Below are 20998 nucleotides of genomic sequence, written 5' to 3'. Positions count from 1 at the left end.
TAAAAATTGCACATTAAATTTATTTATGGCCATATTATCTTTAAAATCATAATTTAACATCAAACATAATGTCAATTGCATTTTATCACAGAATCTTTTATCGCTCAATTATTCTGCTATGACAACTGCTAAAAAAATTATCTATCTGATAATCAATATCCATATTTAGCAATTTATATGACATTGTCGTTTTTATCGTATTTTTAAAGCCCTTATCCAAAAAAAACCAAGCTAGCGTGTCTTCGTTATTGGGCAATATTTGGGTATGGTACAACCAATGCCTAAACTACCGAAAAAGCATCAGTTTTTTGATTTGTCCGATTATGGAAGACCCATGGGGGTACTAATAGCACAGTCTTTAAAACATACTTCCTATACCCCCATTCATATAACATTGGGTTTTGTGGCAAGCGGTCTTATTGCCGTTGGTTTTATTTTATACGAATACTATTGGGCCGCACTGTTCTTTTTGCTTTTAAAATCGATTTTAGATGCAGCCGATGGTGAACTGGCCAGAATTAAGAATACCCCTTCCTATACAGGGCGTTATCTAGATTCCATTTCTGATTTTATTCTGAACCTGCTCATCATATTATCTATCTGGCATATAACCGAAAACGGCTTTTTCTATGCCATATTGGCCTTTATCGGATTAGAATTACAGGGAACGCTCTATAATTATTACTACGCAATTTTAAGAAACCGGTACAAAGGGGATACTACGACCCAGGTTTTTGAAAACAAAATCCCCATTGCTTTTAAAAATGAGGAACAGAGCACAGTAAAGATGTTATATCATATTTACACGCTTTGTTATGGCCCCTATGACCGTGTTATATATAGTCTTGACAAGAATGCCCATACAGAAGATAGGTTGCCCAATTGGTTAATGACAGCCGTTTCGTGTTTTGGGCTTGGCTTTCAACTATTGATCATCGGTTTTTTTCTGGTTTTAGAAATAAAGGAATTCATAATTCCCTACTTTATACTTAATAGTCTTATGATATTTGTTTTTATTGCGATTAGGCAAATGTTGAATAGGTAATTATTTTTACCTTTCTAGTCAAACTCGCATAAAATGTCAATTACCAAAGAATTCAGACAGTTTTGTCTTAGCTTATTATTGATTTCAACTTTGATATCATGCAAATCGGAACCTCAAATTTTGTACGATATAGCCATACAGAACGTACATCTCATTGATCTGGAAACAGGCAAGGTCAATAATATGGATATTTACCTAAACGGTGATCGCGTTGCCAAAATTGACCCTACGGGAGACAATACAGAACCTAAGGCGAACCGTATTATTGATGGTTCGGGTAAATATGTACTACCGGGTTTTTGGGACAACCATGTACATTTTAGGGGCGGAGATTCTTTAATCTCAGCTAATAAGAACTTTCTAAAACTGTTTATGGCCAATGGTATCACAACGGTACGTGAAGCGGGCGGTGACTTAACCTCTTCTATTATGGAATGGAAAACAGCTATTGAAAACAATGATTTGATAGGTCCTACCATCTTTACCTCTGGACCAAAAATTGATGGTCCCGGTGCTACATGGGCCGGTTCACTAGAAGTAGAAAACGACACAGACATTGTTAACGCATTAGATTCTTTACAAGCGATACCAGTAGATTTCGTTAAACTTTACGACAGTCGAATTTCTGGGGACAATTACCTAAAAACAATTAAAGAAGCCGACAAAAGAGATCTTATCACTTCTGGCCACATGCCATTTACCCTAGAACTCGATGCCACCATTGATGCGGGCATTGATGCAATAGAACATTTGTATTATATCATGAAAGGCTGTTCTTCCGATGAAGAAGAAATAACGGAACAACTAGTAAGCAAAGAAATTGGTTTTTGGGATGCCATGCCCTTATTACAATCTACCTACTCAGACACCACGGCCATGAAAACTTTTGCCAATTTAAAAAAGCACAATGTCTTTGTGGTACCAACGCTGCATATTGGCAGGGTCTTAAGCTATTTGGACGAAGTGGACCATTCTACCGATCCCTATTTGCAATATATGTCGCTTGGGATTCAAAAAACATATAAGGGCAGAATAGACCGTGTAAAAAACGCATCGGAAAAACAAGTCGCCGACCGCAAAGCCCTAGATCGTTTTTTTGGACAACTCGCCCATACACTAAATAAAAATGGAGTTTCTCTGTTGGCCGGTTCGGATAGTGGCGCTTTTAACAGTTATACTTACCCTGGTATTTCTTTACACAAAGAGATGGAGGCTATGGTAGCCGCCGGTATTTCTCCACTAGATGCCTTGCGGACCTCTACTTATAACGGGGCTAAATTTCTAAAAAAGGATAGTGATTACGGTACTATCACCAAAGGTAAAATAGCCGATATGGTCCTCCTTAACAGTAACCCTTTAGAAGACATTAAAAGTACCAAGGATATCTTTATGGTCTTGAAAAAAGGAAAACCATACACCAAAGAAGACTTGGACGACCTTTTAAAATCTACCCTTACAAACTAACAACCAGTAGTATGAAACCTATTTCTCTTTTCTGTTTATTCTCGATTTTCATAAGCTCCGCCCAAACACTTTTAGTACCCGACAGAGTATTCGACGGTACCGAACTTCATGAAAATTGGGTGGTATTAGTAGAAAATAACCGAATTACCTATACAGGAAACCTCAACGGTCTAAAAAAACCAAGCAACACAACAGAAATAAATTTAAATGGCACCACACTAATGCCGGGCATTATAGAAGGGCATTCGCATATATTGTTACACCCTTACAATGAAACGGAATGGAACGATCAGGTATTAAAAGAATCTCCTGTTGAACGTGCCATACGTGCTTCTGTACATGTGAAAAAATCGCTGATGGCAGGCATAACCACCATGAGAGATTTAGGTGCCGAAGGTGCAGGCTATACAGATGTTTATGTAAAAAAGACCATTGATGATGGTATAATCATAGGACCTAGGCTTTTGGTCGCCGGACCGGCCATCGTGGCAACCGGTGCCTACGGCCCCAAAGGTTTTCATGACGGCGTTACAGTTCCCTTAGGTGCAGAGGCGGCCAGTGGTGTTGACCAATGTATAGAAACCGTTCGTAGACAGATGGGAAACGGGGCCGACCTCATTAAAATATATGCCGATTACCGTTGGACACCTGGTGCAGATTCTCAACCTACATTTTTACAGGAAGAAATTGATGTTATGGTCTCCACCGCAAAAAGTGCAGGTAAGTATGTTGTCGCACATGCAGGCACTGCAGAAGGCATGAAAAGGGCTATTGCGGGTGGTGTTGAAACCATCGAACATGGTGACGGCGGCACTCTTGAAATTTTCAAGACTATGAAAGAGAAAGGAATCGGCTTCTGCCCCACCCTTGCCGCTGGCGATGCCATTACCCAATATCGCGGATGGAACAAAGCTACCGATCCAGAACCTGAACGTATTCAACAGAAACGTACTTCCTTTAAAGCTGCCCTAGAATCTGGTGTGCAGATTGTTTTTGGTGGTGATGTAGGTGTGTTTCCCCACGGCGAAAATTATCGAGAGATGGAGCTCATGGTGGAATATGGGATGAAACCTATCGATGTTTTAAAATCGGCCACTTCGGACAATGCTAAAATGTTTCACTTAACCCAGTTAGGCAAGCTTGAAAAAGGATTTTTAGCAGATATTATCGCCATTAAAGGAAATCCCGTAAAGGATATAAAAAACATGAAAAGTGTCTCTTTCGTGATGAAAGACGGAGTTGTTTACAAGAAATAACAATTGCCCCGTAGCTATTTTATGCTAGATACCTAAATATTCTTATAACCTCTCTTTTTTATGTTTATCGCGCATGTAATTATCCAGAAGATAAAAGAAGCTTCTATAATTCGCTGCAAAAGCCCCCTGTAAGCCGACTGAGGGTCGAAAAACAATAAAAAGATACAAACCACGCTCACAATACCCACGGTAATAGCTATTTGTGATAAACGGCCAATATATTTGGCTCTTTTTAATCCGAGACCAATGCCTATTATACTTATAGGAACAAAAATATAGGTAAGGCCAGCGACCGCATTATGTATAAGCTGTGCCATACTTGGATCTATCAATTCTACGTTGCAACCTTCATCACACGGAAACAACCCTACCAGTATAGTTCCCAGACCATAAAAAATTGCCAATCCAATAAATCCAGCCGTAACAAGCTTAGAACTAGGTAGATATTTGAACGCATTCAAACAAAAAATAGTAGTTAGAATACCGCTTGGCACATATCCGAAATATTGTAGATACCTTCCATACTCGGTATTAGAAGCGAACGATTCACTTATATATTGGCCGACAACACTATAATCTTCTATTAATAATGGGCCGATAATAGCCGCTAACCCGAATAAACTTACACCAAGTATTCCAATATAGGCTACTATTTTGTTGTTCATAATTTGTCTTGTTCTATTGATATAATCAATAGACGATTAAACAAAGTAAATGTTACGATGAAAGTATAATTAGAAGATACACACCTTTAAAATTCTACAATTGCCATTAACTATTCGTTTTATTTTTTTCTTCCCATTGTTTTCGTAAATCGGAAGATAAAACACTGCTGCCATCGTGTTTCCAACCTGGTGGTTTAATTAAATAGTTAAACCTATTTGTTAAGGAGGTTTTAGAGGTCACAAAATCCTTGAACATTGTATACCATTCCAAAAAGGCAATCTTTATAGGGTTGTAAGTATCAATATCTTTTACCAAACCATATACCGGTTTTTCTACTTCTGGTTCAAAAGTGCCAAAAATCCTATCCCAAATAATAAAAATACCTGCATGGTTTCTATCTAAATATTGTGGGTTCGTAGCATGGTGTACCCTATGATGGCTGGGCGTATTAAATATGGCTTCGAACCATTTTGGCATTTTATGGATCAACTCTGTATGAATCCAATATTGATAAATTAAGCTAACTGACATTTGTACCAAAACCATAATAGGATGAAAACCTATAAGAATCAACGGAAACCAAAAAATAAAGGTATAAAAGCCTCCGGACCATGTTTGTCTTAAGGCGGTGCTCAAATTATACTTCTTGGATGAATGATGTACAACATGGCTTGCCCAAAAGAACCTACTTTCATGACTAATTCTATGAAACCAATAGTAACAGAAGTCCTCGGCAAATAATAGTATCAACCAAGACCACCAAACAAAGGGGATTGTAAATACATGATAAAAATTGTACAGCACATAGAAAAGACTTAAAGTGATCGCTTTTGTAAATAGGCCAATTGCGACATTTCCCAATCCCATTAAAATGGATGTTCCCGCATCTTTAAAATCATAGCCTTCCATTCTAACCTTCACGGTAAGTATCACTTCTATAATAACCGTCAACGCAAAAAAAGGTATCGCGTAATGAATTAAGTTAGGTATTTCAGGTATTTGCATATAGGTATTTTAAATGCGCCTTTCCAATTTACAAATCTATTTGCTAAAATTTTAGATAACCTTCATGATTTTCACCTTTTATGCAAGTAAATTATACACAAACCAGACCTCTAATTATTATATAACAAGCTTTAAAAGCTCATTTTATCACAATTATTATTAAAAATTACAAAAAGGTCTTAAAAATATTTCAGTATTCATATCTTGAACCTTAGTACCAACCAACAACCTAACAAAATGAAAATTAAATCTGCCCTTACCACTTGCTTTATTTTACTGTTTTTTGTCTCTTTCTCACAAACCGACCCTACCGTATTCGACGATTTGAAATTTCGTTTTATTGGTCCGGAAGGCAATAGGGCCATAGCCATTGCAGGGGTGCCCGGAGATCCTATGATCAATTATATCGGAGCCTCTTCCGGCGGATTATGGAAAACCACCGACGGAGGTATTTCTTGGTATCCTATTTTTGACGATCAAGATGTTTCCTCTATAGGATCATTGGCCATTGCCCCTACCGACCCCAATATAATCTGGGTAGGTACCGGCGAAACATTTGTAATCAGGCCTGCCCATGCCATGGGAGACGGCATCTATAAATCTGAAGATGGCGGAAAAACATGGAAAAATATGGGTCTTGAAAAAACGGGCAGAATAGGCCGTGTTATCGTACACCCTACCAATCCGGATATAGTCTACGCGGCTGCTTTGGGCCACACCTATGGGCCACAGCAAGAACGGGGAATCTATAAAACTACGAATGGCGGAAAAACATGGAAACAAATTCTTTTTATAGACGAAAATACGGGCGCTGCCGAAATGGCCATTGACCCTCAAAATCCTGACAGGCTTCTAGTAGGTATGTGGTCGATTCACATAAATACTTGGGGACTTAACAGCGGAGGACCGGGTGGTGGTGTTTATAGAACTACCGATGGAGGCGAATCTTGGGAAGCCCTTTCCAAGTATGGACTTCCTGGCGGCAAAGACAATCCCGTAGGAAAAACGGCGGTAGCCATATCACATTCAGACCCCAACATAGTATACGCCCTTTTCGAAATCGACAGTCCTGCCCTATACCGATCGGATGATTTTGGAAATACTTGGACTCTTCAGTCACGCAACCATGATATTGCGGAAAGAGCGCCTTACTATACACGAATGGCCGTTTCCCCAGCAGATCCCAATGAGCTATATTTTGCAAGTGTAAGGTTCAGCACCTCCACAGATGGGGGAAAAACATTCAGTAGACTTCCTGCAGGTGGAGACAACCATGATATTTGGCTAGATCCCACCAATGCAGACCGTATGATGGTAGCACATGATGGCTGCGCAAGTATTACCTTGAACCATAGTAAAAGTTTTCAGCGGATAGTACTCCCTATCGCCCAAATGTACCATGCTGCGGTAGACGACCAAATACCCTATAATGTATATGGCAACCGCCAAGATGGCTACTCATACATGGGGCCCAGTAACAGTCGCCAAGGTTATATACCTCTTGGTCTATGGCAGGGAGTTGGCGGATGCGAAAGTGGATTTGCCCAACCCGACCCTTTTGATAACGACATTGTATGGTCTGGTTGTTATGATGGTGGCCTTCAACGATATAATGCAAAAACAGGTCATGCGCGTGAAGTTCGTGTATGGCCAGAAGCAGGTTACGGGTGGGAACCCGGTAAATTAAAATATAGATGGCATTGGAATTTTCCTTTGGCCTTCTCGCCCCACACTAAGCACCGCGTATATGTTGGAAGTCAATTTGTTCATAAAAGTGATGATGACGGCCAAAGTTGGCAAGTTATTAGTCCTGATCTGACCTTGAACGACAAAACACACCAAAAAAGTTCTGGTGGTATCGCTATTGACAACCTCATGACTTTTGACGGGGCCACACTCTTTAGCATTGTAGAATCTAAATTAGAGCCAGGCCTTATATGGACGGGAAGTAACGATGGCCAAGTAAACCTTACCAAAGACGGAGGCGCTACTTGGACAAATGTTACCAAAAATATTACCGGCCTACCAAAATGGGGCACCATTAGTAATATAGAGCCTTCGAGGTATAAAAAAGGAACGGTCTATATTTCTGTAGACCTTCATCAAATGGGCGACTTTGATCCATATATATATAAAACATCCGATTATGGTGCCAGTTGGAAATTAATAAGCGGTACAGTCCCCAAATCCGTTCACAGTTTTGCCCATGTTATAAAAGAAGATCCCAAAAGAGAGGGAATGTTGTATCTAGGGGTAGACAATGGCATCTATATCAGTACCAACGACGGGGAAAGTTGGATGCGCCTGAGAAACAACCTTCCTCCCGCACCGGTATATTGGCTAGAGATCCAAGAACGTTTTGATGACCTGGTCGTAGGTACGTATGGCAGGGGATACTACATTCTTGACAATATTTCCCCTCTTCGAGAATATGATATGGATGCCAAAGACCAAGAAGCCCATTTGTTCAGTGTAAGACCTTCATACCGTTTCAATGACCAACAAGCGATAAAAACCGATGGTCGAAGCCTTAATTCAGGCAGAAACCCCGCTTATGGAGCGGATATCAATTATTTTCTAAAGGACGATACAGAGGAAAAAGTGGAAATTCAGATTTTGACATCCAACAATGAAATCATACGTACACTTCAAGGAAAGAACACCGCGGGTGTAAACAGGGTTATGTGGGATTTAAGATACGAACCCTCTTTTAAACCCAAGTTAAAATCAACACCTCCGGGAAGACCATGGGTACAACTAAATGGGGAGGGCTGGAGACCTTTAGTGACTTGGGACCTAGATTTAATGAGGGGGCAATATGGCCCACGAGTGGTTCCAGATACCTATAAAGTAAAACTAATTGTTGGTGAAAAAGAATATATAAGAGAAATGAATGTCTTAAAAGAACCTACGTCGGAAGGCAGTCTGGAAGACATTAAAAAACAAGTAGCTTTTTCTTTAGAATTAAGGGATGCCATGAACCTAGCCGTTACCATGATCAATAATGTAGAAGAAATAAGGGCAGAACTTAATGACGTTATACCACGGTTAAAAAATAAGGGAGACATTAAAAAAGCCGAGCAACTTCGCGTAACTGCCGAGTCTATCGCAGGGTCTTTATATGATATTCAACTGACCGGTGCCCGTGAAGATGCTTTTAGGTCGCCCATGAAACTATATGGACGATTGAGTGCTCTTGCTAGTGACATTACGGGCAAAGGTGTTGATTTTAGACCAACAGACCAACAGAGCGAAGTATATGATATTTTTAACGATAGGCTTAAGACAGTAGACCAAAAACTTAAAAAGTTCATTGATGTTGAAGTCCAAAAGTTTAACGGTCAATTAAAAAAGAGCGAACTTCAGATAATGTTGGATAAGAAGATTAAATTATAAATAAAGCACGTAGGTTTGGTTTTTCGGCTAAACCTACGTGCTTTATATAATTTTACGATGGCATTCGTAATCTTTTGCTCAATACTAGGTACCCATTATAAAACTGATAATAAGTGATTTTGATTATGAAAACAATTACACAAAAAAATATTGCGGTTTAAAAAAGTATTTTTAAATTCGCCCTGCTTTAACATATGCACAAAATCACATATATGTAAAACCAATAAGAAATGGATAATTACATCAAAATTTTTAAGGCCTTATCGGATATGACCAGATTAAAGATAATGTGGTTACTTATAAATATTGATGAAAAGATCTGCGTTTCTGAAATTGTTGATGTGTTGGAAGAATACCAATACAACGTGTCACGTCATTTAAGGATATTAAAAGATGCCCAATTAATCGATGAAGTAAAAGAAGGGAAATGGGTGTTTTACTACCTATCCCCCATGAAAGAAGAGTTTGGGGACTTGATCCAAAAAGCTATCTGCTCTATACCCGACACAGAAATGACCACTGAAATGATGAAATGTAAAAGGAGGTTAACAATGCGTGAAAACGATATAGATACTAAAGAAGAAGGTTCTTAACACCCTATAAGTTAAAAACACTTTTTTTTATCAAAACATATGTTGATATGTGCATATATACATGTAAAAATTTTAAACTTTAATGAATTACATATTATGAACGAAAAATTGACTTTAGCCTTAAACGAATTTATACATGTGGGAGGAGTATTGGTTTTGATTATCGCTCTAGTATCCATTCTTACAGGAATGGTAAGGGCTTTTATTCCTCAAGAAAAACTGCAAAAAAAACTGGCCAAAACGGGTAAGTACAGTGGTCTTACAGGGGCTCTACTAGGTGTACCTACCCCTTTTTGTAGTGCTTCAATGGTACCTGTGTCTATGGGCATGATAGAAATGGGAGCGCCTTTTTCAATGGTTTTTTCATTTTTACTTTCCGCTCCACTGGCCAATTTTGTGGTCGTAGGTTTCATTTTTGGCGTTTTTGGGTGGCAAGTGGCTTTAATCTATTTTCTTGTTGTCTTTTTAGGTGCCGTACTAATAGGTACCGTTGTGGGTAAAACATCTTTAAAAAATGAAGTAAAAAGAATAGGCCTAAGCAAAAAAACAACGCCTTCTACATGCTCTTCCGAACCCAAAACCACCTGTGGAGCCACGGCCCCATCTTGTTCTGACATAACTGACCAAAATGCAAATAGTAAAAATGACCCAAAAATATCGTCATCGACTTCTGCATGTAGCCAAACAAATCACTCCAACACAAAATTAAAAGAGGCATTTTCATTTGCCCTAGCCTTGTTTAAACGTATTTTTCCATACGTAATATTAGGAGCTCTGATTAGTGCTATTTCCGCCGTATTTGTACCCGATGAATGGGTTCAGGAATATTTGGGAAACAATAGTCCTTTTGCCATTCCTATTGCAGCGGTCATTGGTGTACCCTTATATCTACGAATAGAAATGGCTATTCCTATCTTGAGTGCCCTTATCGGAAAGGGAATGAGTATGGGAGCGGCTATGGCCCTGATCATAGGTGGCACCGGTGCAAGTTTACCCGAAATAGCGATTATCTCATCTATGCTAAAACCTAAAGCAATCATAGCTTTTATTGTTGCTGTAATGGCAATGGCAATTGTAGGTGGATTTTTATTTTATTTTCTATTCTAAAATAACATGAATACTATCGTCAGCTTTATTAAATCAATGATCAAAGCATGTCCGTATACTTTGGCCGGAAAAAAATGCATTGCTGTTGTTAAGGGTAAAAAACAAACAGTTCAAGAGAATGACAATAAAACAGCAAGATTAAAAAAAGGAATGAAAACAGGACGGAATATATCTTTAGTGGGTATATTCTGTCCCTTTTTCTGGTATTCCCTGTTGACAGGAATGAGCACCAATTTTATCATATTGAACGCCATACATTCGGCCCTATTTATATTATTAGGGCTTTTCGTAATGCTAGTAAACTATCTTATATTACTAAATCATAAACGAAAAGCCACTCAATAATGAAACAATTCATTGTACCTCACCACAATGGTTTTGTTTTCAGACCAATAGCGTAAAATCAGCTTAATGCCGACAATGGCAATAAACCATTTATTTTATATTACCTATTTTTTATGAATACCTACTCTACCTCTTTCATCAATACTTCAATAGACTTTTCCAATTGCTGATCTACACCTTTGGCTATGATCTCTGGTTGATTTTTCACTATAATATCCGGATTGGTCTCATTGTTTTCCATCCACTCCCCTGCCTTGTTCTTGGCACTAACGGGTACCACGCCCCAACGACCTCCGTTCGGTAATCCTTCCCAACCTGCAAAACTACAAGTACCGGGTACGGGCATACCCACGGTCTTTCCAATTTTCAGATCTACATATCCACTGGCAAAACACGAACCATCGCTGTACATTGATTCGTTGAACATGGCCAAAGTTGGTTTTGTCCAACGAGAGGTCGGCTCTCCGCCCACAACTCTAGACTCGGTCTCATACGACAAAAATGGTACACCGGTAAAGAACATGGCCAAGTCGGCCACCAAATCTCCCCCGCCATTAAAACGGGTATCTACAATAACTCCTTTTTTATCATGGAACTTACCTAGCATTTCTTCATAAATAGTACGGTAAGGACCATCACTCATTCCAGGTATATGCACATAACCCAACGTACCGTTGCTCTTGGCCAAAACCTCTTTTTCGTTGTTTTTTACCCATCTATCGTACAACAACCTACCTTCTTCCCTCAGTGAAATAGGCTTTACGGTTATTTGCTTTCTTTTTCCATTTTTATCCAATATGTCCAATAGGGTAAAATCACCTTCGATACGGTTTAGGTAGTGGGCCGCATCTATTGAGTTTCCTATAACCGTACCATTTATTTTTTCAATGATCATACCGGGTTCAATATCAAAACCGGATTTGTCCAAAGGTCCGCCTTTTATGATCTCTGTAATCTTTAATCCGTCACCTTGGTACCCATAGTCATAAAACACTCCTAATGAAGCAGTTTTATCCCCATTTTTAACATTCTTTGAAAAACGGGCTCCGGCATGGCTCACATTCAATTCTCCCAACATTTCAGATATCATTTCTGCAAACTCATAATCGTTTCCAATATGAGGCAAGTACTTTTCATACTCCGCACGCATTGCTTTCCAATCTATTCCATGAAAAGTAGAGGTGTAAAAGATTGCATTGGTCCGCAACCATATATGATCGAACATATATTGGCGCTCCGCTTCCGCATCCAATACCATTTCTGAACTTATCTTTACCGGCTTAGTTTTCTTGGCCTTCAGATCTACCTTGGCTATTTTACCGTCGGACAACAAGAACAGGTTTTCTTTTTTGGCATCCCATTGTAAACTTCCGGATCTTGCCCCTAAAGAAATAAGCATTTTTGTATTCTTGGTACGTATTTCGGTTTCCCATAGATTTAAATCTTTTTCAAAACGGGTAAGGTAGTATAGTTTTTCACAGTCTTTGGAAAGAACGGCATCGGAAAGTAACGAAGAATGTATGGTTAACCGTGCTTTTCTGCGGTCTACATCTTCCAAATCAAATTTTAGTTCTTTAACAGGTTTTGCCTCCTTTTTAGATTTCTTCTTTTTCTTGCCCTCAGATTCGGCATCCTTCTTTTTGTCTTTGGAAGCCTCTTCTATCATCTTTAACAGATCGTATTCCTCTTTCGATTTATTAAACTTGTCCCATCCTTCCTTATTTAAGAACATGGTATACACGTCCATCTCAGATCTTCCACTTGTAGCATAGCTCCTTAATCCATCTCGGTTGGTAAAGTAAAGAATTTGATTACCTTCATTTACCCATTTCGGAGAACTATCATAATAACCGCTTTCGGTCAGGTTTTTTCGTTTTGTCCCGTCTTTCGAAATCAACAATACTTCAGAATTACTTAACGAAACGCTCCAATCTACCAATAGCCAATTACTATCGGGACTCCATTTAAAATACTTATCGCCATCTCGCATATGAAAAAGCTCTTTCTGCGTCAACAAAGTATATACCTCATTGGTCTTAAGGTTCTTTACTTTCAAGTTTCTTCTATCCTCAATATAGGCAATATAGGTGCTATCGGGAGAAAATTCCGGTAGGTACACATCGGTTTTTGCCGTAATCAACGTGTCTTCCTTAAACAAAGTGGCTGCAAAAAAATAAGGCTCTTCAGAACGTACTTTCGATGATTTGAAAATAGTCCATTTTCCGTCACGCTCACTGGCATAGGCAACCGATTTGCCATCGGGCATGAATTTAACAAAACGTTCTTGTTCTGGGGTATTGGTGATACGCTTGGTCAATGATCCATCTACAGAGGTAACAAAAACCTCTCCCCTGCTTATAAAAGCAATTTCTTTGCCGTTTGGTGCCACGTCCATTTCCCGTACACCCCCATTTACGGTCACATACTCTATGGGGTTCGTATCTTCTTGTGTTCTAATAATAATATTTACTTTTTGGGCAGATTCACCAGGTTCCAGAGTATAAATCTCACCATCATAACCAAAAGCCAACGTACCATTACCAATACTTAATGAACGAACGGGATGCGTTTTAAAATTGGTAAGAGTCTGAATTTGTGACCCACCGTTCAAAGCTCTTGAAAACACATTGAAAGTACCTTCCCTTTCACTTAAATAATAAAGGGTGTTACCATCTTTGGAAAATACCGGATTACGGTCCTCTCCTTTAAAATTGGTCACTTTTTCATGTTTTCCCGTTGCAAAATCGTAAATCCATATATCTCTGGTAATGGCAGAAGTATGATGTTTTCTAAAGGTGTCTTCATATCCTTTTTTATCTTGATACACCAATTTAGTACCATCGCCGTTTACCTGAACATTTTCTGCTGGTACCGTAAGCACCTGATCTACCCTACCCCCTGTTACCGGAACACTATATAGTTCTGGCTGTGAACCTGTAGGGTATTGCCGATGGGTCGCAGCATCTAACCGTGCCGCCCCAAAAAGTACGTTACTGCCGTCTGCCGAAAAACTATAAGGTGTTTCATCGTTACTGTGAAAGGTCAATCTTTTAGCTTCACCACCTTCGGCGTCCATCACATATACATCAAAATTACCATACCTATTAGAGGCAAATGCCAATTGCCGGCCATTCTTGCTCCATACGGGTGCATAATCATGCGCCGAGTGAAACGTTAACTGCTTTGCCACACCCCCATTTGTAGGAACAGAAAATAGGTTGCCCTTATAGGTGAAGGCAATGACTTCACCATTTGGTGATATTGCCGGGTACCGTGCCCATTTCGGGCTTGTTTGCGCCATGGACATAATGGAAAAACAAATGGTAAATGCGGTCAAGAAATAAGCTTTCATTTAGTTGTTTTTTGTTGATAATTGAAGATTTTGAAAGATAGGAAATTGATACAACGCTCACAATTTTGTTTAACCTTAGATGTCATTTTTATTAAACTACAAATAAGTAATTTTACTGAGTACATTAAAAAAGACATAGCAATTGAAAAAAGAGGAAGACTACTGGACCCAACGTTATAAGGAAGACAAAACAGGTTGGGATATTGGGTATGTGGCCACGCCTATCAAGACGTATATAGACCAACTAACAGATACATCCCTAAAAATATTGGTTCCTGGGGCCGGAAATGGATATGAGGTGGAATATCTTTGGAAACAGGGCTTTAAAAATGTTCATATTTTAGATATTTCAGAAATTCCATTAAAATATTTTAAAAAACGAAACCCCGACTTTCCCAAAAAACAAATACACTGTTCCGATTTTTTTGAATTTGAGGGGCAGTACGATCTTATAATAGAACAGACCTTTTTCTGTTCAATGGTTCCCACGTACGAGAATAGGGCCGCATATGCCAAACACATGTCAGAACTTTTAAAGCCAAACGGAAAATTGGTAGGTCTTTGGTTCGACATTCCATTAACCGGAGACATGATAAAAAGACCTTTTGGTGGAAATAAAGATCTGTATATAAGCTACCTATCCCCGTTTTTTAAAATAATTACTTTTGATCGTTGCTATAATTCGATTGCCCCACGACAAGGAAACGAGCTTTTCGGGATATTTGAAAAATAAAATCAGCCATGCTACCATAATGAATTAAACCATCTCTTAACATGGTTTTAAGACCCCCAATCTTTCTTTTCAATTATATTTAGGCAACTAACTAACAAACTTAAAAATGACTCGAAAATTACTTTCCCTTCTGATGCTTTTGGCATCTTTTTTTATTAGCGCACAAGACTTTAATATGGATCTGGCACAAGACCTAAAACCCCGAAACATAGGGCCTGGAGGTATGAGTGGCCGTGTAACCGCCATTGATGTTGTCACCGAAAACCCAGATATAATGTATGTGGGCACCGCTTCCGGTGGCCTATGGAAATCAACCTCTGGAGGCACAAAATGGACACCCATTTTTGACCATGAGGTTACCGCCTCTATCGGTGCCGTCGCCATTCAACAAAACAACCCTTCTGTAATTTGGGTAGGTACGGGAGAAGGAAACCCAAGAAATAGTGTAAATGGAGGTTATGGTATTTTCAAATCACTAGATGGTGGTAAAACATGGAAATCTATGGGACTGGAAAAAACCAGGCACATTCATAGAATTAAGATAGACCCCATGAATCCTAATACGGTTTATGTGGGTGCCATAGGTTCCCCATGGGGAGAACACCCAGAGAGAGGCGTCTATAAAACAACGGATGGCGGCGAAACTTGGGAGAAGGTTCTTTTTGTAAACAATAAGACCGGTGCCGCGGACCTGATCATGGACCCTACCAACCCCAACAAATTGATCGCCGCCATGTGGGAGCACAAAAGAGAGCCTTGGTTTTTTAACTCTGGTGGACCGGGAAGTGGCCTGTATATGACCCACGATGGTGGCAAAAACTGGAAAAAACTGACAGAAGAAGACGGTCTTCCAAAAGGAGACCTCGGTAGGATCGGTGTAGCGATCGCCCCCGGAAAACCCAATATTGTCTATGCTTTGGTAGAGGCTAAAAAGAATGCCCTCTACAAATCTGAGGACGGTGGGTTTAAATGGAAAAAAATAAATGACAAAAGCGATATAGGCAACCGTCCTTTTTACTATTCGGAAATCTATGTTGATCCCGAAAATGAGAATAGGGTTTTCTCTGTATTTACCTATGTAAACGTTTCGCAAGACGGTGGTAAGAACTTTAGCCAATTAATGCCTGCCTATGGTGCCGATAATGGAATCCACCCCGATCACCACGCCTTTTGGATCCACCCTAATAACGGCCAGTTTATGTTAGATGGTAACGATGGCGGTCTTAATATTTCGAAAGATGGTGGTAAAACATGGCGATTTATAGGAAATTTGCCTGTAGCCCAATTTTATCATATTGCCACAGATAACGAGTTCCCTTATAATGTATATGGGGGCATGCAAGATAATGGCTCATGGAGGGGTCCTGCCTATGTATGGAAAGCACAAGGCATACGCAATAGTTATTGGCAAGAGATAAGTTTTGGTGACGGTTTCGATGTTGTGCCAGACCCTGAAGACTCTAGATATGGGTATACCATGAGCCAACAAGGTTATGTACAAAGGTTCGATTATTTAACGGGAAACAACTATATAGTACGCCCTACTCCACCAGATGCAGATACGAAACTTCGCTTTAATTGGAATTCGGCCATAAGCCAAGATCCATTTGATGCCAGCACTGTATATTTTGGGAGTCAGTTCGTTCATAAAAGCACAGATAAAGGTTTAACCTGGAAAGTGATTTCGCCCGACTTGACCACCAATGATCCCGAAAAACAAAAACAAAGCGAGAGCGGTGGTCTTTCTATGGACGCCACGGGTGCTGAAAACCATACGACAATTTTGGTCATAGAGCCTTCTCCCGTTGAGAAAGGTATGCTTTGGACAGGTTCAGACGATGGTAAGGTTCATTACACTCAAAACGGGGGCCAGACCTGGACAGAAGTAACCGATAACATTAAAGGATTACCAAAGGGAAGCTGGATTCCACAAATAAAGGCTTCCACTAGAAATAAAGGAGAAGCGCTTTTAATTGCCAATGACTATCGAAGGTTCAATTACACCCCTTATGCATACAGAACCAAAGATTATGGAAAAACATGGACAAGAATAGTAGATGGTGATGATGTTGAAAGCTATACTTTATCAATTATCGAAGATCCCGAAAACCCTAATTTAATGTTTTTGGGTACTGACGATGGATTGTATGTTTCCTTTAATGCGGGAACAAAATGGCAAAAATGGACAGAAGGTTTTCCTACCGTTTCTACAAAAGACTTGGTGATTCATCCTAGAGAACACGATTTAGTGATCGGTACTTTTGGAAGAGCCGCTTGGGTCTTAGACGACATTAGGCCCTTACGTGCGCTGGCAAAGGACAAAAGTATCTTGAACAAAGATATTGCATTGTTTACCCCACCTACCGCATACCAAGCGGCATACCAACAACCTACCGGAAGTAGATTTGGTGCAGATGGCCTATATCAGGGAGAAAACAGAAAACCTGGCGCTATGATTACCTATTACATTAAAGAAGGTAAAAAAGACCTGACCAAAGAAAAACCATCTGGCAATAAAAAGAACGGCAAACCAAAAACTGAAAATAAAACTGAAAATAGAAAGAAACTGACCGGTGTTCAAAAGAAAGACTCTATTCAGTTTGACATTTATGATGGAGACCGTTTGATCCGCACCTTAAAATACAAGACTCCAGAAAAGGCCGGTTTTCATAGAATATATTGGAGAATGGATGAAAAAGGACCGGACAGGCCTTCCAGAAGAATTCGAAAAAGTAAAAACGAACGTGGTGGTGTAGATGTAAAACCTGGTACTTATACAATAAAAGTACATTACGGCGATACAACGGAAGAAACTCAAATTACCGTAAAACCAGACCCAAGGTTAAACATTTCTACCGCAGCTATCAACGAGGTCTACGCAAATCAGAAAAAGTTGGAGAAGTATACCCAAACGGCGGCGGATGCGGTTAAACAATTGGTAGAAAGCAAAGAAGTAGCCGAAAGTTACCAAAAAGACCTTAAAAAGCTTGATAAAGAAAAATACAAACAACAAATAGACGACTCTAAAGCCATTGTAAAGCAGATAGACTCCGTAATTGCCCTATATATAGGAAAAATAGACAAGAGACAGGGAATTACCAGAAACCCAGAAATTACGGTTATGAACCGTATACAGAGTGCCCAAAGGTATGTGGGCTCTAGACAAACTGGCATTACTGATACCGAAAAACAGTTAATGGCCTTTGCAGAAGATGAACTACAATCCGCTTTGAAAAAAACCAACACCTTTTTCTCAACAGAATGGAACGCATACAAAACAAAAATGGAAAGCCTACAACTTTCCCCATTCAAAAAGACAGAGGTTTTTAATTTAAAGTAATAGATATAAGCATTAAAATAAGATAAAGTCTAATATTCATACTTTTTAAGAAACCGAAAGAAAAAATTATTTATGAAGAAATTAATTATTGTACTGTTCACCATTACATCTACCTTGACCATGGCCCAAGAAAACGGAGAAAACGAATTGGGAAGTTGGTTCATGTATTTTGGTACCAATAAAATTTCGGACAGATGGAGTGTTCATACCGAAGCTCAGTTTAGATATTACGAAACTGCTTCTAATTTTAATCAATTATTATTAAGAACCGGAATCAACTACCACATTAATTCGGACGCCATTGCCACTCTCGGGTATGGCTACATAGATACAGACCCCACTTTTGAAGGTAGTTTAGACGCGGCCAATTTGACCGAACATAGAATTTTTGAACAGTTTATCTTAAAGAACAAAGTATGGGAGTTTTTGTTTGAACACCGTTATCGTTTAGAGCAAAGGTTTATTTCCCAAACCGATATTTTAAGCGACCCGGAACAGAATTTGGACAGAACGGAACACCGTGCCAGGTATAGGTTGCAGGTTACATTACCATTAACGGATATTTTCTTTCTGAATTTTTATGACGAAATCTTCATAAACCTACAAAATGAAGCTTTTGGGCAAAATAGACTTTATGCAGCCTTGGGCATCAATGTAACCGAAGACTTGAGCATGCAATTTGGGTACTTAAAAAATCATTTTAGCAGTACCAATTACGATCGTTTGCAATTGGGCCTTGTGTTCAATACAGACTTAAGAGGTGTCTTTAAAAAGAAGGAGTAACTAAAAGATTTTAATTTTTGACCTAGTAATTCTATTGTCAAATCATATAATCAGTAACTTTATACTTTTAATAAAATACACAATTATGAAAAAAATAACTTATGCGTTCTTTTGCTCATTGGTACTATTATCTTTTAGCTGCAAAGACGCCAAAAAAAATCAAGAAGTAAAAGATGCCCAAGAGGTATCCGAATCTACTGAAATGTTCAGTATAATCGAAGATTCTTCGAAGGTTAGTTTTACAGCTTATAAAACAACTGAAAAAGTACCCGTAAGTGGAGAATTCAAAGAGATAAATATTACCAAGAGCCAAGGTGGAAGCACGCCATTGGAGGCCTTGAACGGTCTTGAGTTTAGCATACCGGTAAGTAGTTTGTTTACCAACGACCCTACTGGGGTAAGAGACCCTAAACTTTTAGAGTTTTTCTTTGGTGTCATGAAGAATCCCGAATTAATTTCGGGTAGCTTTAAAGTTGAGGACAACAAATGTTCCGTTGACCTTACCCTTAATGGCGAAACCCATAATTTACCTTTAGAACACGCAACCGCAGATGATTCTAAAATTACCCTTACAGGGGTTATGAATCTAGAAGATTGGAATGCGATGGATGCCGTAAACTCTATCAACAAAGCATGTGAAATTTTGCATACCGGAAAAGACGGTGTCAGCAAAACTTGGAGCGAAGTAGCTTTAAACGCAGAAGTAATGCTTCAGAAGAAATAAAATTTTTATAGTATACTAAAAAAGGGCCGCCCAATGGGCGGCTCTTTTTTTTGCAACATACCAAATAACCTTGTTTACCAAAGTGTAACGGCTTTATATAAGCCATAACCTCTTACATTTCTTAATTAAAAGAAAATCTTTGATAGAAGAGATAACCAAAATTTTCTTATTTTTCGTCCATGGATTTAAAGAAACTTTTCGGAACTATACTTACCCTTCTTGGAATAGGAGGACTTATCTATGCTGCCATTTTATTTGGTAACGGCACAGGAAACACTAAACAACTTATTGTTTACGCCGTACTCGGTGCCATATTTTTCTTCTCGGGAGTTGGACTCATACGAACCATGAAAAGTAAGGAATAACGGTTCTCAAAGTCTTGATACATAGGCGAAGGCATAACACGCATTAAAGTAATATCTTCAAAAGTGCTGTACCTATATGCTTTAAGTACTGTAAGGGGTTTTTAATAATGCATCGTGAAGACGTTTCAGTTTACTGCCCGAAACACCCATCTTAAAAAGTACCATTAAAAGCAAATTGGATAAATTCACTTTTAAATAAGAGTTGCTCTCATATTTACGTGCCGATACAACAAGGTTGTTCTTAACTATGGTATAGGGTACAGTTTGTTGTTTCATTCTTTTAAAAAACTCAAAATCTTCCATAATAACCTGAGCTTCATTAAATCTTCCCAAAGCATTAAAGACTGTTTTTTTTATAAACAGGCACTGGTCTCCCCCTCCTGTAAAAAAACCATCTTTTCTTGTGAAGAAGGCATTGATGTTCAACAACAGATTATTCTTGTCAAATTTATAGGAAAAGAAACCCGCATCATTACCATTGGCAATAGCATTTTCTATATCAATAAAAAAAGATGTCGGAGGCCTAACATCGGCATGTATAAACGCAACTATTTCTCCCCGTGCCAACCTAGAAGCTTCGTTCATTTGTACCGCCCTACCCTTTTGGGAACATATTATAAATTGAGCCTTATCCCCTAAATCAGTATCAAAATTATTTTTACTATCAGGAGACAAGGCCACAAGTATCTCAAAACCATGATTACTTTTCAACCCCGACATTTTACATATTAAATCCGTTAGGTTCTCTTTTTCTTGATGTGCGGGAATAATAATGCTTATCATATGGGCAAATAGTACTTACGAATAGATAACCTTGTTATGCT

General features: G+C 39.0%; 15 protein-coding genes. 11 read left to right on the top strand and 4 right to left on the bottom strand.

Annotation, left to right across the window (positions count from 1 at the left end):
* Window positions 1–277: 277 nt before the first annotated feature.
* Genes J8L85_RS10115 through J8L85_RS10105 form a run of 3 tightly spaced genes read left to right on the top strand, consistent with a single transcriptional unit; the run spans window position 278 to window position 3765 of the window.
* Complete coding sequence (locus tag J8L85_RS10115; protein ID WP_211016931.1) at window positions 278–1045, top strand: CDP-alcohol phosphatidyltransferase family protein; 768 nt, start codon at window positions 278–280, stop codon at window positions 1043–1045.
* Between the two features lie 33 nt (window positions 1046–1078).
* Entirely contained in the window at window positions 1079–2509 is a 1431-nt protein-coding gene (locus J8L85_RS10110) for an amidohydrolase family protein (protein ID WP_211016929.1), read from the top strand.
* Window positions 2510–2520: 11 nt separating this feature from the next.
* On the top strand, window positions 2521–3765 hold the full coding sequence (locus tag J8L85_RS10105; RefSeq protein ID WP_211016927.1) for an amidohydrolase family protein: 1245 nt from the start codon (window positions 2521–2523) through the stop codon (window positions 3763–3765).
* A gap of 32 nt (window positions 3766–3797) precedes the next feature.
* On the opposite strand, the gene J8L85_RS10100 is transcribed toward J8L85_RS10105, so the two are convergent.
* The gene (locus J8L85_RS10100) at window positions 3798–4430 is read right to left on the bottom strand and encodes a DUF998 domain-containing protein (protein WP_211016926.1); all 633 of its coding nucleotides are present in this window, start codon (window positions 4428–4430) and stop codon (window positions 3798–3800) included.
* Between the two features lie 106 nt (window positions 4431–4536).
* Complete coding sequence (locus J8L85_RS10095) at window positions 4537–5436, bottom strand: sterol desaturase family protein (RefSeq protein WP_211016925.1); 900 nt, start codon at window positions 5434–5436, stop codon at window positions 4537–4539.
* 237 nt (window positions 5437–5673) lie between these two features.
* Here J8L85_RS10095 and J8L85_RS10090 point away from each other — a divergent pair, with 237 nt between their 5' ends.
* The 3 genes from J8L85_RS10090 (at window position 5674) to J8L85_RS10080 (ending at window position 10532) form a co-directional block, all read left to right on the top strand.
* Window positions 5674–8832, top strand: a complete 3159-nt coding sequence (locus J8L85_RS10090) for a glycosyl hydrolase (protein ID WP_211016924.1) — start codon at window positions 5674–5676, stop codon at window positions 8830–8832.
* A 230-nt stretch (window positions 8833–9062) separates the two neighbouring features.
* A complete protein-coding gene (locus J8L85_RS10085; protein WP_211016923.1) occupies window positions 9063–9425 on the top strand; it encodes a metalloregulator ArsR/SmtB family transcription factor in 363 nt (120 codons plus the stop codon).
* Between the two features lie 96 nt (window positions 9426–9521).
* Window positions 9522–10532: a permease gene (locus J8L85_RS10080; RefSeq protein ID WP_211016922.1), complete on the top strand. Its 1011-nt coding sequence runs from the start codon at window positions 9522–9524 to the stop codon at window positions 10530–10532.
* Window positions 10533–10998: 466 nt separating this feature from the next.
* Here the strand turns inward: J8L85_RS10080 and J8L85_RS10075 are convergent, their stop codons facing one another.
* Window positions 10999–14229: a S41 family peptidase gene (locus tag J8L85_RS10075; protein ID WP_211016921.1), complete on the bottom strand. Its 3231-nt coding sequence runs from the start codon at window positions 14227–14229 to the stop codon at window positions 10999–11001.
* 142 nt (window positions 14230–14371) lie between these two features.
* Between J8L85_RS10075 and J8L85_RS10070 the strand changes: the two genes are divergently transcribed.
* The 5 genes from J8L85_RS10070 (at window position 14372) to J8L85_RS10050 (ending at window position 20174) form a co-directional block, all read left to right on the top strand.
* On the top strand, window positions 14372–14962 hold the full coding sequence (locus J8L85_RS10070) for a methyltransferase domain-containing protein (RefSeq protein ID WP_211016920.1): 591 nt from the start codon (window positions 14372–14374) through the stop codon (window positions 14960–14962).
* A 106-nt stretch (window positions 14963–15068) separates the two neighbouring features.
* A complete protein-coding gene (locus J8L85_RS10065) occupies window positions 15069–18302 on the top strand; it encodes a hypothetical protein (protein ID WP_247656630.1) in 3234 nt (1077 codons plus the stop codon).
* Between the two features lie 72 nt (window positions 18303–18374).
* Complete coding sequence (locus tag J8L85_RS10060) at window positions 18375–19085, top strand: DUF2490 domain-containing protein (protein WP_211016918.1); 711 nt, start codon at window positions 18375–18377, stop codon at window positions 19083–19085.
* Between the two features lie 85 nt (window positions 19086–19170).
* Window positions 19171–19809, top strand: a complete 639-nt coding sequence (locus tag J8L85_RS10055; RefSeq protein ID WP_211016916.1) for a YceI family protein — start codon at window positions 19171–19173, stop codon at window positions 19807–19809.
* Window positions 19810–19988: 179 nt separating this feature from the next.
* Complete coding sequence (locus tag J8L85_RS10050; RefSeq protein ID WP_211016914.1) at window positions 19989–20174, top strand: hypothetical protein; 186 nt, start codon at window positions 19989–19991, stop codon at window positions 20172–20174.
* 81 nt (window positions 20175–20255) lie between these two features.
* Here J8L85_RS10050 and J8L85_RS10045 read toward each other — a convergent pair whose 3' ends face one another.
* Window positions 20256–20957 (bottom strand): glycosyltransferase, encoded by a 702-nt coding sequence (locus tag J8L85_RS10045; RefSeq protein ID WP_211016913.1) that lies wholly within the window; start codon window positions 20955–20957, stop codon window positions 20256–20258.
* Window positions 20958–20998: the final 41 nt, after the last annotated feature.

The organism is Maribacter sp. MMG018 (assembly GCF_018100785.1).
Taxonomy (GTDB): Bacteria; Bacteroidota; Bacteroidia; order Flavobacteriales; family Flavobacteriaceae; genus Maribacter.
This window is presented reverse-complemented; position numbering and strand designations above follow the sequence as displayed.